This window comes from Pseudomonas sp. H3_C08 (assembly GCF_054669455.1).
This window is the reverse complement of the sequence record NZ_CP162803.1, coordinates 491,877-507,606: the sequence shown is the minus strand read 5'-3', so window position 1 is coordinate 507,606 and position 15,730 is coordinate 491,877. Positions and strand designations below refer to the sequence as shown.

Annotated in this window: 14 protein-coding genes; all 14 read right to left on the bottom strand. The window is 59.3% G+C overall.

The genetic code is table 11. The features are described 5' to 3' along the window. Window positions 1–92 precede the first annotated feature (92 nt). Window positions 93–1,544 (bottom strand): flagellar filament capping protein FliD, encoded by a 1,452-nt coding sequence (gene fliD, locus AB4N74_RS02400; protein WP_093439694.1) that lies wholly within the window; start codon window positions 1,542–1,544, stop codon window positions 93–95. An 82-nt stretch (window positions 1,545–1,626) separates the two neighbouring features. Then, window positions 1,627–1,986 carry a flagellar protein FlaG gene (locus AB4N74_RS02395; RefSeq protein ID WP_093439690.1) on the bottom strand — a complete coding sequence of 120 codons (360 nt, stop codon included), beginning with the start codon at window positions 1,984–1,986 and terminating at the stop codon, window positions 1,627–1,629. Window positions 1,987–2,058: 72 nt separating this feature from the next. Next, complete coding sequence (locus AB4N74_RS02390; RefSeq protein ID WP_093439686.1) at window positions 2,059–2,910, bottom strand: flagellin domain-containing protein; 852 nt, start codon at window positions 2,908–2,910, stop codon at window positions 2,059–2,061. 242 nt (window positions 2,911–3,152) lie between these two features. After that, window positions 3,153–3,419 carry a hypothetical protein gene (locus AB4N74_RS02385; protein WP_093439676.1) on the bottom strand — a complete coding sequence of 89 codons (267 nt, stop codon included), beginning with the start codon at window positions 3,417–3,419 and terminating at the stop codon, window positions 3,153–3,155. Then, a complete protein-coding gene (locus AB4N74_RS02380; protein WP_460098071.1) occupies window positions 3,416–4,705 on the bottom strand; it encodes a motility associated factor glycosyltransferase family protein in 1,290 nt (429 codons plus the stop codon). Before AB4N74_RS02380 ends, AB4N74_RS02385 begins: the two co-directional genes overlap by 4 nt. A gap of 87 nt (window positions 4,706–4,792) precedes the next feature. After that, the gene (locus AB4N74_RS02375) at window positions 4,793–5,719 is read right to left on the bottom strand and encodes a ketoacyl-ACP synthase III (protein ID WP_007920064.1); all 927 of its coding nucleotides are present in this window, start codon (window positions 5,717–5,719) and stop codon (window positions 4,793–4,795) included. Between the two features lie 226 nt (window positions 5,720–5,945). After that, window positions 5,946–6,998: a pseudaminic acid synthase gene (gene pseI / locus AB4N74_RS02370; protein WP_093439665.1), complete on the bottom strand. Its 1,053-nt coding sequence runs from the start codon at window positions 6,996–6,998 to the stop codon at window positions 5,946–5,948. Further along, a complete protein-coding gene (gene pseG, locus AB4N74_RS02365) occupies window positions 6,991–8,496 on the bottom strand; it encodes a UDP-2,4-diacetamido-2,4,6-trideoxy-beta-L-altropyranose hydrolase (protein WP_460098070.1) in 1,506 nt (501 codons plus the stop codon). Before pseG ends, pseI begins: the two co-directional genes overlap by 8 nt. Continuing rightward, entirely contained in the window at window positions 8,493–9,188 is a 696-nt protein-coding gene (gene pseF / locus AB4N74_RS02360) for a pseudaminic acid cytidylyltransferase (protein WP_257357631.1), read from the bottom strand. Before pseF ends, pseG begins: the two co-directional genes overlap by 4 nt. After that, the gene (locus AB4N74_RS02355; RefSeq protein ID WP_093439652.1) at window positions 9,185–9,805 is read right to left on the bottom strand and encodes a pseudaminic acid biosynthesis-associated methylase; all 621 of its coding nucleotides are present in this window, start codon (window positions 9,803–9,805) and stop codon (window positions 9,185–9,187) included. Before AB4N74_RS02355 ends, pseF begins: the two co-directional genes overlap by 4 nt. 31 nt (window positions 9,806–9,836) lie before the next feature. Beyond that, on the bottom strand, window positions 9,837–10,994 hold the full coding sequence (gene pseC, locus AB4N74_RS02350; RefSeq protein ID WP_460098069.1) for a UDP-4-amino-4,6-dideoxy-N-acetyl-beta-L-altrosamine transaminase: 1,158 nt from the start codon (window positions 10,992–10,994) through the stop codon (window positions 9,837–9,839). Then, entirely contained in the window at window positions 10,991–11,992 is a 1,002-nt protein-coding gene (gene pseB, locus AB4N74_RS02345) for a UDP-N-acetylglucosamine 4,6-dehydratase (inverting) (protein ID WP_093439643.1), read from the bottom strand. The genes pseC and pseB overlap by 4 nt, the downstream gene beginning before the upstream one ends. A 23-nt stretch (window positions 11,993–12,015) precedes the next feature. Further along, window positions 12,016–14,931, bottom strand: coding sequence for a TIGR00180 family glycosyltransferase (locus AB4N74_RS02340; RefSeq protein WP_460098068.1), 2,916 nt, complete (start codon window positions 14,929–14,931; stop codon window positions 12,016–12,018). A gap of 54 nt (window positions 14,932–14,985) precedes the next feature. Further along, window positions 14,986–15,723, bottom strand: a complete 738-nt coding sequence (locus AB4N74_RS02335; RefSeq protein WP_093439633.1) for a cephalosporin hydroxylase family protein — start codon at window positions 15,721–15,723, stop codon at window positions 14,986–14,988. Window positions 15,724–15,730 lie beyond the last annotated feature (7 nt).

Sequence of the window (15,730 nt, the reverse complement as noted above, 5' to 3'; positions counted from 1 at the left end):
GTATCGCCAACGAATCACAGAACTTTAGATCAAAAGACAAAAACCCGGCGCACGCCGATGAAGCGTAGCCGGGTTTTTGTCGTGCCCGCCTTTTACTTCGCGGACTGCTGAGCGTTCAGCGAGCTGAAGAACGACGTAATGTTGCTCGCCGTAGCCTTCATCTGCCCTACCAGCAAGTCCATGGCGTTGTACTTGGCCGTCAGCGTTGCCGTCAGGCTGGTGACGCGAAGATCCAGGGCTGTCTGCTGCTTTTGCAGAGCAGTGGTTCGACTCGTCAGGTTGGTACTGCGCTGATCAAGCAGACCGCCCGTTTTCGAATACGGATCAAGCGCGGTATTCATGCGCGACAACAAGCCGTTTTTGGCGTCGGTACCGCTGAACAACTGCTGAACCTGACCGGCCATGCCCGGGGTTTCCATGCGCGTTTTGAACACCGCGGTGTCGAGCGTCAGCAAACCGGTTTTGCTGTCAGTCAGAACACCCATCTGCGACAGCACGGTCAATTGCCCTGGCCCGCCCGCCCCTGGAGCGGTCAGTTGAGCACGCACATCCGCCATCAGCGAACGCGGCAATGCATCACCAGTGAACGCCGCAGACACCGTCAGATTGCCATCCTCGTCCGCCGTAGCCTTGGACAGCGTGTCAACGGTTTTCTTCAGGGTGTTGTAGGAATCGATGAACGACTGCAGAGACGTCTGGATGCCTGTTGTGTTGGTCGCTACCGAGACGGTCGCAGCGGTTTGCTTACCACTCGCGTCCACAGGACTGGCGGTAACAAGATTCAGCGTCATGCCGCTGATTGCACCGGTCACCGTATTGGACTTGCTGGTGACAGTCAGCCCGTCGATGGTCAGGATTGCATCCTTGGCCACATCTTCGACCGCACCCGATGCACCCGCCGCAGGCGAACTGCCCATTGGCTGAGTCCCATCGATTTCCAGACCCGCGATACCGCTGACCTTGAGGTCCATGCCCGCGCCGGTCTTGTTCGAACTGAGCACCAGGCGCGAGGCACCTGTGCTGTCAGTCACGATGTTGGCAGAGATACCATTGGCCGACTGCGCGGTGTTGATCGCGTCTCGCGTCGACTGCAAGGTGGCATTGGCCGGAATCGTGACAGGGTAATCAGTGCCATTCTGAGTGATTTTCAGAGTACCACTCGGAATGGCACTGGTGGCACCGCCGGCAAAGGCGGCGCTGGCTACTTTCGAGCCGGTGGCCAGGTTCTTCACGACAACACTGTAGGTACCAGGCACGGCAGTCTTGTCCGACGTTGCACCGAGCACAGCCGGGGTGTCCGACGTCGCGGTGAAACCGGCGAACGCAGGGCTCGACGCACTGTTCAGGTCAGTCATCGACTTCTGGAACGCGGCCAGCGCACTTTTCAGCGAACCAACACCGGAAATCTTCAGCGAGTTGGTTTTCGTCTGCGTGTCGATCTGGGTCTGCTTGGCAGACTTGTCGGCGTTTACCAGCGCGGTCACGATCGCGCCGATGTCCAGGCCGGAACCCAGTCCGGAACCCGGTAGAATTGGACTTGCCATGTGCATCTCCCTTCAGATTGTTGCCATTCTTTTGACCGTTACACGCATCTTGAGAACGGACAAACATAATTCATGCCAGCTATCAGACTTTGGCGTCAAACAATACGTGACTCGCATTGGCGAGGCTGTCTGCCAGCTTGAGGGCTTCTGCGGAGGGAATCTGTCGTACGACCTCACCCGTCTCGCTTGCGATCACCTTGACGATGACCTTCCCGGAATGCTCATCGATCGAGAACTCCAGATTGCGCTTGATCGATTGGACGAACTTCTCGATCTCCTGCACTGCCAGTTTCAGCTTGGCGTCATCCGTGCCCTGACTTTTCCTGTCAGCGACCGGCGCTTCGACCTTGGCAACTTTTGGCGTCTCTGACGGCTTGTCAGCAACAGGTGTCGCTGGCTTGGGAGCCGGATAAGACACGTTAAGCTTTACGCTCATGTCCATGCCCATCACCTCCTAACGAAAAAAGCGAGAGAGCGCGACCAGCGCACTCCCCCGCTCAAACTCATTCCGAAATTACTGAAGCAGCTTCAGTACAGCGGAAGGCAGTTGGTTGGCTTGAGCCAGAACAGAGGTCGAAGCCTGTTGCAGGGTTTGCTGCTTGGTCAGGTTAGCAGTCTCTGCGGCGAAGTCGGTATCTTGTACGCGACCTTGTGCAGCAGTGGTGTTCTCGGTGATGTTCTGCAAGTTCTGGATGGTGCTGGTCAGACGGTTTTGCGAAGCACCCAGGCTGGCACGAGTTGCACCGATGGCAGCGATTGCAGCGTCGATCGCGGTGATCGCGTTGTCGATGTTCTGCGAAGCGCCAGTTACGTTAGCACCGGTCAGGGACAGAGTACCGCTACCTACCGACAGGCTTACTGCGTCGAACTTGGAGCTCAGTACCAGGTCGATGTGGTTAGCCGAACCGGTGTTTGCGCCCACTTGCAGGGTCACAGTACCAGCCGAACCGTCCAGCAGGTTTTTGCCGTTCAGGTTGGTCGAAGCCGAGATACGGGTGATCTCGTCGGACATCTGAGCGAATTCAGCGTTGGTAGCGGTCTGGTCAGCAGTGCCGTTGGTACCGTTACGTGCTTTAACAGCCAGTTCACGCATACGCTGCAGGATGTCGGTAGTAGCTTGCAGAGCGCCTTCAGCGGTCTGGGCAACGGAGATACCGTCGTTGGCGTTCTGGATGGCTTGGGTGTTACCACGGATCTGCGAGGACATACGGTTCGAGATCTGCAGGCCAGCGGCGTCGTCTTTAGCGCTGTTGATTTTCAGGCCGGAAGACAGGCGCTGCATCGAAGTCGACAGAGCGTCGGAAGCGCGGTTCAGGTTTTTCTGAACGTTCAACGACGTGGTGTTGGTGTTTACTGTTAAAGCCATGACGAATTCCTCGTTGGTTGGGTACTGCGGCTTCCGGCCCTGGCAACCGCCGGGTATGGCCTAGAGAACCTTCGTAATAGTTATCGTCGGGTTTGCAGGTTGCTTGAGGGCTTTTTGAAAAAAATTTGCCATCACCCTGCCACCCCCGAGAAAACAAAGACTTAGCAGTACGTCAGCCGCGAAAAAATGACGTCATAAAACCGACTGCCGCGCAAAGCTGCGGGCCAGTGCTGTCGGCGTGTTCAGACCGAAATACTTTCCAGCAACTCGATCAATTCGTACTCCATATAATCAGCCAGCCCCAACCAGTCCTGGCGCTCCTGACATTCGAGCATTTGCGCGAGCACCTGCACCCACATTTGCTGGACATCCGCAGACCCCGAGAGCAGCAACTGCTGTGCATCTTCGAAAATATCAACCATGCCCAGCGCTGCCTCGACATCCCGCCCCAGCCGAAACAGACCGGCACACTGACGGCATTCACCGATGCACTTTTTCATCGCCGTCATTGCACAAACTCCTGATTGAATTGCGTCCCGGCGATCAGCGCACCCGCCCTGCTGCTGTTGAAGAACTCAACGTGCGGATGCGCAGCGATGTAACGTTCCAGCACACACAGGTAACCGCGAAAGTTGAGCTGGGTACTGACTCGCTGTCCCTGCCCATCGCGCACCCAGTGCCGCGCCTGATTCACACCCGGCCCCAGATCGCCATCGCTCCAGCCCGCGTGAGTCTTGTTCATCGGGAAGGCGAAATCGGCGCCAAATAGCGTGATGCGAGACGCGCCCATTTGCACCGCCAGATCGACCGCCGGATGGATCACGCTGCCGCCGACGTGCAGCAGCGCGCGCGGATGCTGTTCACGCAACCCGGCGTAGACCGGACTGGCCGAGTAACCGCCATAGCGCTTGCCCTTCCAGGCCCGCAGAACTTCGGGATCGCTCATGGGCAAATACACCAGCGGGATACCGTCAGACGCCTCGAACGGCAAATGACGGAAGCTGATGCGCTGATCAATGGTCACCACCAGATCCGGAACGATCCCGTGCTCAATCAACGGCCGATACGCCGTGTCGACACAGATGAACAGCGGGCGCTGAGCCTGAGTCCGGAGCGCTGCCAATCGTTCAAAGTGCCCTTCCAGAGTCGGCCCGGTAGCGATCACGTAGATCTCGCGATCGGTGCAGGTACCAAACAACTGCGCCACATCGTCATCACCCAGCAGCACCGGCAAGCAGTCCTGCAAGCGCTGTTGAATGAACGGCGACTGCGCGTCGAATTCGCGATTGTTAAAACTCAGATGGACTTCATTGACCAGCCGATCGCGAATCTTCGCGTTGTAGTCATCGGCCAGCAACATCTCGGCAGGCAGGGCAAAAAACGGCGTGAACAAGTCCGGATGATCGGCAGCGTAAAACAACTCGACCCGCGGGTCTTCCAGCCACTGACGCTGATCGAGCAGTTGCACCACTAGCGCAAACAGCGCGCCATTGAGGATGTGCACGTACAAGCGTTGCAACCCCGTCCGCTCAAGCAGCACACCGGGCAAATCACCGAGACCGGTGCCATAGACGTGCAGTTGCGCCTTGTCCGGCAGGCTGGCCGCCTGAATCTGCGCTTCTTGGAGGCGATCGTGACGACTGGTGAGCTGGATGCCGTTGATACTCAGCGTCGAGCCTAGCCCTTCTACCAGTTCGGCCTGAATGGAATCACTGTCTTCAGCCAGCAGTCGCTCGAACAGCGCCGGCCAGCGCCGTTGCAACACCTCGGCATTGGCTTGAAAAAACTCGCTCATGGCGCCTCGCGCTCCCTTCCAGGCAAAAAAATAGCGTTCAAGGTTAACCTTGAACGCTATTTTTGTATCCGCCGTTTTTGCTCGGACTCAAGGGCGATAGATGATCGCCGAGCCCCATGACAGACCGACACCAAAACCGCTCAAGGCAATACGCTGCCAGTCGGAATCGATGACGTGTTTCTCCAGCAGCAACGGAATGCTCGACGACACGGTATTCCCGGTCTCGACCATGTCCTTGATGAACTTCTCCGGCTCGCCTTCGAAGCGCCGCGCCACGGCATCGACAATCGCCGCACTGCCCTGGTGAATGCAGAAGGCATCGATGTCATCGGCCTTCAGACCGGAATCGTCGAGCAGTTCGTGCAAGTGTGCCGGGACTTTGAGCAGTGCAAAGTTGAAGACCTGACGACCGTTCATGAAGAACACGCCATCGGTCACTTTCAAGTGCGGTGCGCCGGAGCCGTCGGTGCCGAACTTGGCCTTGCCCAGCGCCCAGGTCGGATCTTCACCCATCCACGTAGCGGTTGCGGCATCGCCAAACAGCATGGTGGTGTTGCGGTCTTCCGGGTCAACGATTTTCGAATACGGGTCAGCGGTAATCAGCAGGCCGTTCTTCAGGCCGGCAGCTTCCATGAAGCCCTTGATCGCGTAGATGCCGTAGACATAACCGGAGCAGCCCAGGGAAATGTCGAACGCCGCCACGTTGGTCGGCAGACCGAGTTTGTCCTGCACGATGGCGGCGGTGTGTGGCAGGCCTTCTTCGTCACCGTTCTGGGTGACGACGATCAATGCGTCGATCGATTCACGTTTCAGATCCGGGTTGCTGGCAAACAGCGCATTGGCCGCTTCCACGCACAGGTCGGAGGTTTCTTGTTCAGCGTCTTTGCGCGGCAGGAATGCCGAACCGATCTTGCCAAGGATGAATTCTTCATCCTTCTCGAATTTTGCACCTTGTGCGTAATTGTCCACGCCGGCTACAGGAACGTAGCTCGCAATGCTTTTTATGCCAATCATTACGGCTTCCCAATAAAAAACAGCCCAAGACCACCGCTCGCAAGGATTTCGAGGGGCGCCGACAAACAGAAAACGGCCGCCACAACGGGCAGCCACGGGGAGCGCAAAGGGCTATCACTGGAATCAAAAACGAGCCAGGCGCCATCTCCCCGATCAATACAATACAGTGAAGATGCGCGTTATGACTCGCAGGTCACGCTATTTTGCCGAATCGGTGCAGATCGGGTTATTCGACCAACGACCAGTCCAGCGGCGTGCCGCGCTTGATTGGCGCGCGCGCGCGGCGGCCGAGTACGGCTTCGGCGTGCTTGGGCGGCAAGCCGAGACCGGGGCGAATGGCGCGCAGATTGTCCCCGCTAAAGGTGTCACCGGCGGCCATGTCGGCCGTGACGTACAGCGAGCGGCGATAGACCAGCGACTTGCGCTCGGCCTCGGTAACGCCGTAATGCACCTGGCCCATGGCTTGCCAGGCGCGCTCGGTTTCCACCACCAGGCTGGCCATTTCCGCCGGTTCCAGCGAGAAACTCGCATCGACGCCACCTGCTGAACGGTCGAGGGTGAAGTGTTTTTCCACCACCGTCGCCCCCAGCGCCACCGCAGCCACCGACACGCCTACGCCCATCGAGTGGTCGGACAGCCCCACCTCGCAACCGAACAGTTCCCGCAGATGCGGGATCGTGCGCACGTTGCTGTTGAGCGGTGTCGCCGGGTAGGTGCTGGTGCATTTGAGCAAGACCAGATCCTTGCAGCCGGCTTCACGCGCGGCGCGCACGGTTTCATCCAGTTCAGCGATGCTGGCCATGCCCGTGGAGATGATCAGCGGTTTGCCGGTGGCGGCCACGCGGCGGATCAACGGCAAGTCAGTGTTTTCGAAACTGGCGATCTTGTAGGCCGGCACATCAAGGCTTTCGAGAAAGTCCACGGCGCTGTCATCGAACGGTGTCGAGAACGCGAGCATCCCCAGTTCCTTGGCACGAGCAAAAATCGGCGCGTGCCATTCCCACGGCGTATGGGCCTTTTCATACAAATCGTAGAGCGAAGTACCCGCCCACAGACTGCCCGGATCCTTGATGAAGAACTCACCTTCAGACAAATCCAGGGTCATGGTTTCGGCGGTGTAGGTTTGCAGTTTCAAGGCATGCGCCCCGGCCTTGGCCGCCGCGTCGACGATTTGCAGGGCCACGTCCAGCGACTGGTTATGGTTGCCGCTCATCTCGGCGATGATGAAGGGCGGCGCATCGGCACCGATCAAGCGGTTACCAATCTTGAAACTAGTCATCGGGGTGATCCTTCAAAACACGGGTGAACGTACAGGCACTCTGAGTGAACCCGGCGTCATGAAACACATTCAACGAGGCACGATTGCCCGGCAGTACCTGAGCAGTAATGCCGGTCACTTGCGGCCAGTGGCGGGTGACGAACGCTTCGCCCCGCGCCAGCAGCGCCTTGCCCCAACCCAGGCTGAAACGTCCCTCAAGCAGATAGATCGATACTTCGGCAGCAAACCCGCGCAGGTCGTAACGCAACACACCGACCGGGCCGTCATCGGCTTCGGCGATCAACAGTAAACGCTGCGGATTACGCAGACTGGCGGTCAGCCAGTTGACGTGCTGCGACCAGTCGATTTCAGCGCTCGCCAGCGACCAACGCCGCACCGGTTCGGCATTGCGACCATCGAACAACAGCCGTGCATCCTCTAACGTGACGGGACGGATGGCCAGCACTGCGCCGGCCAGAGCGGCAGCAACGCGCAGCGCTCCGCGTCCATCGACCAGTTGCCGCGAGCGTTCGGCCAGGCCCTGTCGCAAATAATAATTGTCGGCGACGAAGCCGACGGCGTCGCGCAACTGCTCGACACTGACCTGCTCACGGGCGCCCATGAAAACATGTGCCCCCGTTACGGCCATGACTTCGCCGTTGGCCTGCTGGTTGTTCGACACGGCAATGCAAATTGTCGGCAAGCCCAACGCCGCGCGCTCCCAACTGGTGCCGCCACCGGCGCCGACAAACAGGTCGGCTTCGCTCATGCGCTGGTAGAAATCGCTGACAAAACTGTGCAGACGCCAGTTCGGCCGTGTCTCGGCCAATGCCTGCATCTGCGCCCACGCCGGATTATCGGCGCCAGCGACGAAGTCCACCTGCAGCTCGGTGAAATCCGCCAGGGCCAGCATCGCGTGGTGGGTTTGCATTGCGGCATCGAATCCGCCGAAGTTCACCAGTACCCGGCGCGCCTTGGGCTTGATCTCGATGGCAGGGCAGTTGAATTCTTCGCGCAACAGCGCATAACGCGGCCCGAGCAACGTGCGACAACCCTCGGGCAGCAACGGCGCATAGTTTTCACTGAGGCCGGAAAGATTCTGATTGAGCAACAAATCGACGCTGTAGCGCCGGGTGGCAAGATCATCCACCGCTGCAATTCGATGCGCCCAGCGCCGTGCAGCGGTTTGCCAATGATGATCGAGACCGTAGTGGTCGACGATGATCCAGTCAAACTCGGCCTGACCTTCAAGCTGCGAGCCCAGCGCATCAATGTCGGCCTGCCACGGCAGCATCGATTCGATGGCTTGCTGTGGATCTTCATTGGCGTAGCGCTCAGGCAGCGCAAACGTTTCGAAACCCTCGGCGCGCAATGCCTCCAGACGATGTCCCGGCAACCGTCGACAGGCGAAGGCGACATGACTGCCCTGCGCGCGCAGCACTCGCGCCAGCGGCAGGCAGCGGGCGATGTGGCCGCTGCCGATGGTCGGCGAGGCGTCCGCGCGAATCAGCACTCTCATTGCAGTTCTCCACCAGCCTTGAGCGCGGCGTAAAGGTATTCGGCGCGTTTCCAGTCTTCGGCGGTATCGATGTCCTGGACCAGATGCCGGGGCAGAATCACCGGCAGGCTGGCTGGCGAATAGAGCACCTCGCCGCGCAACCACGCCTCACAACGGCCCCAATAAAACTGACCGGCATCCTGAAAAGCTTTGGGCAGGTCCTGCGAGCGGGTGTTGCGGAACTCGGGATACAACGCGCGCAAGGCGCCCTGCTCGTCCAGCGTCAATGCCCGTTGCACCGGAAAGCCGAAATCGCAAACGGAGAACGCAAACGACTTGTCTGCATGCCGTTCCAGCAACTCCAGGCCTTCACGTAGATAACGCACCTGCAACAGCGGTGCCGTAGCGTAAATGCAGCAAGCGAAATCGAAGGATGGCAGTTGCTCCAGCGCATGCACGATCACTGCCGCCGTGCCGGTGAAATCATCGGCCAGGTCTACCGGGCGCAGAAATGGCACCTGCGCGCCATGGGCTCGCGCCACATCGGCAATTTCGGCATCGTCGGTGCTGACCACGACCTGATCGAACAAGCCCGACTCCAGCGCGGTGCGGATCGAACGGACAATCATCGGCACGCCGTCGAACGGCAAAAGGTTCTTGCGCGGGATGCGTTTGCTGCCGCCACGGGCCGGGATGATTGCGACGTTGCTCAAGGGCGCTTTTCCAACAGGAACCAAGTGATGTCGTCCACAGGAAACTGCGGATCGCGGTGATAGACGAAACCATAATCCAGCAAGTGCAAATCGGCATAGCGATCGAGCATTTCACCGGCAAAATCGCGCTTGAACAGCTTGCCGCTGTTGCCACGATAGGACACCTCCACCGGTGCCGGATTGTAATACTCGGCGATCAGGATGTAGCGCTGGCTCAACGCGTACAACTGCGCATAAGCGGTCGGCAACAGCTCCGGGGCCAAGTGAATCAGCACGCCTTTACTCAGGGTCAGGTCGTAGCGACGCTCGCGCGGGAAGTCGAACAGCGAGCCATGCCAGATCTGCGCAATGTCCAACGCCCGTGCCTGAGCACAGGCGCTGTCGTTGATCTCGACGCCGAACAGTTCACAACGCGGCAACAGTTGATGCAACGCCTGCAAATTGTTGCCGGCATTGGTGCCCAGCTCAACCAGACTCTCGATACCTGCAGCCCGGCTCAGCGCTTTGGCAAACAACGCCAGGTTCGCCGCCACTAGCGGCTGACCGACATTGCGCGCGACGTACTGGTTGCCGAAGTCGCCCTGCCAGAACTTTTCCTGCTCACTCAAATGACGCATTGCAGATACTCATCCATTGCCTCAGCGGCAATTATTCGGTCAGCCGACGCAATTGCTCGACCACGTAATCCTGTTGCGCATCGCTCAACAGCGGAAACAGCGGCAGGCTGATCGCCTCGGCGTAATAACGCTCGGCCTCGGGGAAATCGCCCTCGGCGAAACCCAGGTCGCGATAGTACGGCTGCAGGTGCACAGGAATGTAGTGCAGATTCACGCCAACACCGGCAGCACGCAAGCCTTCAAACACCTGACGATGACTGAGGCCGATGCGGTCGGTCTGCAGCCGAATCACATACAGGTGCCAAGCCGATTCCGCCTCGGGCTGAGAGCTGGGCAACGTCACCGGCAGATACGCCAGCAAGCGATCGTATCGCGCCGCGAGTTCACGACGTCGGGCGATGAAGTCGTCGAGTTTGCTCAGTTGCGACAAACCCAGCGCGGCTTGCAGATCGGTGATGCGGTAATTGAAACCCAGTTCGATCTGCTGGTAGTACCACGGGCCGTGGCTCGGTTCGCTCATCTGCTGCGCATCGCGGGTCATGCCGTGGCTGCGCAAACGCTGCAGGCGCTCGGCCAGTTGCGGCCGATTGGTCAGCACCATGCCGCCCTCGGCGCTGGTAATGATTTTCACCGGATGAAAGCTGAACACCGTCATCGCTGCGAACTCACCGCAGCCGACCGGCCGCCCGGCGTAGGAGGCACCGACCGCGTGAGACGCATCTTCGATCACGGTGAAGTTGTAGCGCTCGGCCAGTTCGGCAATCTTGCGCATGTCACAGCTCTGCCCGGAGAACGCCACCGCTACTAGCACTTTGGGCAAAGTGCCGCCCTGCTCAGCCTGATCGAGTTTCGCTTCGAGAGCGAACGCATCAAGGTTCCAGGTCAGCGGATCAATGTCGACGAAATCAACCTCGGCACCGCAATACCGTCCACAGTTGGCCGAGGCAAGAAAGGTGTTTGGCGTTGTCCACAAACGATCACCCGGCCCCAGGCCTGCGGCCAGACAGGCAATGTGCAGCGCCGCCGTGGCGTTGCACACCGCGACGGCGAAGTCAGCCTGGCAACGCTCGGCCATTGCCTGCTCGAAACGCTCGATGCTCGGCCCTTGGGTCAGCCAGTCCGACTGCAGCACTTGGACGACGGCATCGATGTCTGCCTGATCGAGGCTCTGCCGACCGTAGGGAATCATGCCGAGAGCTTCGCGTGCAGATCAGCGATCTGCCCGACCGAAAGGAAATGCGGATTGGTGTCGGAGCGGTACTCGAAATCCTCGCTCACGGCACGCCCCTGCTCGCCGAGTTTGTCGACGGCAAAATCAACATCGACGCTGGTAAAGCGAATCGACGGCTGGATGGTGTAGTGATCCGCAAACTCCAGGGTCATCCGCGCATCGTCCAGCGGCACCATCAATTCATGGAGCTTCTCGCCGGGACGAATGCCGACGTTCTTGTGCGGCAGGTGTTCAGCCATGCCGCGCGCCAGATCGACAATGCGGATCGATGGAATCTTCGGCACAAACACTTCACCGCCGTGCATCCGCGCAAAGCTGTCGAGGACGAATTGCACGCCGTGGTCGAGGGTGATCCAGAACCGCGTCATGCGCTCGTCAGTGATCGGCAGTTCCTGTGCGCCATCGGCGATCAGTTTGCTGAAGAACGGCACCACCGAACCACGGGAACCGGCCACGTTGCCGTAGCGCACCACGGCAAACCGCGTTTCCTGCTCGCCGGCAATATTGTTGGCAGCGACGAACAATTTGTCCGAGAGCAACTTGGTCGCGCCGTACAGGTTGATCGGGCTGGCGGCTTTGTCGGTGGACAGCGCGACAACTTTTTTCACCCCGTTGTCGATGGCGGCGGCAATGATGTTTTCCGCGCCATTGACGTTGGTGCGAATGCATTCGGTGGGGTTGTATTCCGCCGCCGGCACTTGCTTCAACGCCGCGGCATGCACCACGTAATCGATGCCGCGCATGGCCTGACGCAGACGATCGGCGTCGCGCACGTCACCAATGAAATAACGCATGCACGGCGCGTTGAACGTCTGCTGCATTTCGTACTGCTTCAACTCGTCACGGGAAAACACCACCACGCGCTTGGGCTGGTATTGCTCGAGCAGGCGCGTGATGAATTTGCGCCCGAACGAACCTGTGCCGCCGGAGATGAAAATCGATTTACCGTTGAACATATGCTGATTCCTGTCCGGCGCGCTTAAGCGAGCAACTGTGCCCAGTTGACCGAGGCATTTTCACCCAGGGTGAAACCTTTGCCGCTCAGCGCCAGGTTGGCGTTGTAAGCCGGATCCTGCGCGAAGACGGCGCTCCATTTTTCACGCAGTGCCGCCAGTGCTTCTGGCGCCTGCGGCAACTCGCCGGTATGCAGCACCTGCACCAACGGCGTCCACACGGTGAGGTAGCCGGCCTGACTCGCCTTGAGGCACAGATCGACATCGGCATAACCCTCGACGAACGTCACTTCATCCAGCCCGCCAAGCGCGTTGAACAGCTCTTTGCGCACCATCAGGCAGACCTTCGACACGGCCGAGTAATTCTGCTCGACGGCCAAGCGATGCATGTAGCCGTCTGCTGCGTGACTTTCGCCGATGAAGGCCGAACCCACGCCGTCGTTCAGGCCAAGAATCAAGCCGGCCTGGGCCACCTTGCCGTCACGGTCGACCAATTTCGCACCGACGATGCCCACCTCCGGACGCTGGGCGTGGTTGAGCAGCGAATCGATCCAGTTCGGGTTGACGACTTCACTGTCTGCGGCCAACAGCACCAGATACTCACCTTGAGCCTGCTCGCTGGCGGCGTTGTACAGCGCGACTTCGCTCAGCGGCTGATCGGCTCGCAACACATTGACTTTGGCGTGGCGCAGCGTGCCCAGCCAGTCGTTGACCGCTGCCGACTGATTGGCGTTTGCCGCCAGCAACACTTCATAACGACTGTAACGGGTTCTGAGCAGCACGCCTTCCAGGCAGCGGCGCAGCACTGGCAGATCATCGATGACCGGCACAATGATCGAAACCAGCGGCTGTTCCGTGTGACGGTAATCGATTTGCCAGGTGCCCGGCGCCGTCGACGTGACCTTGGCCTTGTAGCCGCGATTGCCCAGATGACGCAGCAACGCCTGACGTTCGTGGGCGTTTTCTTCAAGCTCTGCCGCCTGAGTGATCAGCAACGGCTCGTCGAGATGCGCCAGACCGTCGAGGCCACCCTGCTCGATGATGCGCAACAGCAGGTCGAATTCCAGCGCTTTGCTGAAGTCAGCCTGATATCCGCCGGCTTCAAGCAACACTTCGCGGCGGATCAACCAATGGCGCGCCATCAGTGCCGGCACGCTTTGCAGCAGATCCAGGTTGAAACCCGGACGGAACACGTCAACCAGCGCGCCATTGTCCTTGCGCTGGATTTCATCGGTGGCCACCGCACGCACACCTTCGGCCGACATCAGCTCCAGACTGGCGCGCAACAGGCCGCTGGCGGTGAACTGGTCACCCGCCTCACCCAGCAGCAACCAATCGCTTGGCGACTGCTGAGCGCTCTGGTTGAGCTTGTCGACAAAGTTGCTTTGGGTGACACGAACAAAGTGCAGGGTGTTTTGTGCCGTCGTCGCCGCCGGTGCTTCGCCGGTGGTGAACACGACAATCCTGAACGCTTTGCAGTGACCTTCCAGCAGGCTGTCGAGCGACACCTGCAACTTGTCGATGTCGTTGTCCAGATCGAGCAGGAAAATGCCGAATTGCGGGCCACCGCCCTCAGTCGCCAGATGTTGGCCTATCGACTCGAGTTGTTCGATCGCCGGCGCGCGAGCCGCCAGCCACTGCAACAGGCGACCGGACTTCATTTTGCCGAACACTGGCTGATGATCTTCGACCAATAGCGCTTCGAGACGGGCGATCCACTCGCGCATGGCTTGCGCAGCGTTTTCGTCGCCGACGATGTCCAGTTGGGTCGCCAGACGTTTGACCACGGTCAGGTTGAACGCATTCAGATCATGGGCCTGCCATAACCGGTCAACCACACTTTCCGCCGTGTCGTTATTGCGCGCCTGCAACAGGTGCGCTTGACGGGCCCACACGCCTTCCAGTCCTTCCAGTTGCATGCGACCGGCCGGCAGGGTGTGCAACATGAATTCGAACTGCTCCAGACGGTCAAAGAATGCCTGGTTGTAGAACGGCATTTCAACGTACTGCAGCGGGCCAAAACGACGATCCGGCGCCTTCAGTTCCTGGTTCCAGGTCGATTCGATAATCAGCTCGGCAGTCAGCGCCCGCCCGGCCTTCAGGCTGTCGGCCATTGCCTCGAAACTCTCCAGGGCAAAAGCCTTGGCCTGCCCTGCATCCAGCCCTTCGATAGAGGTAGGCAGCGAGACGAGAAACTCGGCAAACGCCTCTCGTTCGGCGACCGATTTGGCGTCAACGTAGGTCAGCGAGTGATACACATCGGTATTGTGCTCGGAGACACCGTAGTTGATCTCGCGCACAACGTACGGAATCGGCAGGATGCGGGCCTTGGCACTGGCCAGCAGGTAGTAGACGTGGCCGATTTCCTGCCACTGGAAATTGGTCCCCGGCGGCAACGCCGAGTGCCAGTTTTTCATCAGATCAGTACGGGTCACCGCGTAGAACGGCGGGATGTACTGGTTCATGTAGTCGAGGACGCGATCCTGCGCCCGCTCGGACGCATAGTCTTCCTGGACTTTCTTGTCACGGCGGTAGTAGTTCACGCCATGGGCCAATGACAGGTACATCAGGCAATAGCCGTGGCACATGCCGTAGTCAGGGTTGGCATGCAGGAAACCGACGGACTCTGCCAGCGAATCATGCAGGATGAAATCGTCGTCGGCCGCCAGCACCATGTATGGCGTGGTCAGTTTCTCCACGCCATACGCCAGTTTGGCCTGCATGCCCCAGTAGGCGAACTGCGGCACATGGTGGTAATCGACGGCGTCAAAGTCGCCTTCAGGTCGTTCGAGTGTCGAATCGAGCACCATGATTCTGCAGGGCAAGCTGCTGTAATACTTCACCGCCCGGCGCAAAAACGCCGGCCGATTGTGAGTAATCAGGACGACGGTCAATAGCTCTTCGAGCGGTAGCGCCAGTTCAGAACTGTACTTGCCTTGCATAACTTCTCTCCACAACCGGCGACTCGCCGAAACAACGCTTGGTGATGTTGCGAATTAACGGACGCGACGCAGATAGCCGTCCGGCGCCACGGTGATCAACAGCTTGTTCTGCAACTGCTGGTCGATCTCGAAATCCTGGTTCTCTTCCAGGTATTTCCACACGGCGGTTTTCGGGTTGTCGCCCGGGCCCCACGGACGATCCGGGAAGAAATCGGCCGGCATGTCTTCAACCACGGTGTCCATGACCACGCAGTAGCTGTCGACCGACACCAGCGGTGCGTACAGACGCAGCTCTTCCAGTACGTGATCGTGGGTGTGGTTGGAGTCCAGAACCAGAATGACTTTCTTGCCTTTGGCCGCCGCCTGCACCTGGGCAGCAATGCCGGCGTCGATGCTCGAGCCTTCGATCATCTTGATGCGCTTGGCCATCGGGTGGCTTTCGATCGCTTCGCGGTTGTGCGGGCGAATGTCGAGGTCGATGCCCAGCACTTCGCCGTGGCCCTGCAGCTCCAGCAACGAGGCGTAGTAGATAATCGAACCGCCGTGAGCGATGCCGCACTCGATGACCAGATCCGGTTTGACCTGCCAGATGATCTCCTGCATCGCCATCATGTCTTGTGGCAACTGGATGATCGGACGGCCCATCCACGAGAAGTGGTAGCTGTATTTGTGCTTGGCCGATTCGTTGAAGAAATCGCGGGCCAGACCCGTCAGTTTCTGGTCGTCACCCTGCTGGGCAATCTGTTCCCGGCACTCGGCTTCGAAGGCTTGGTTGATGCTGTTGTCGGTCATTTTAATA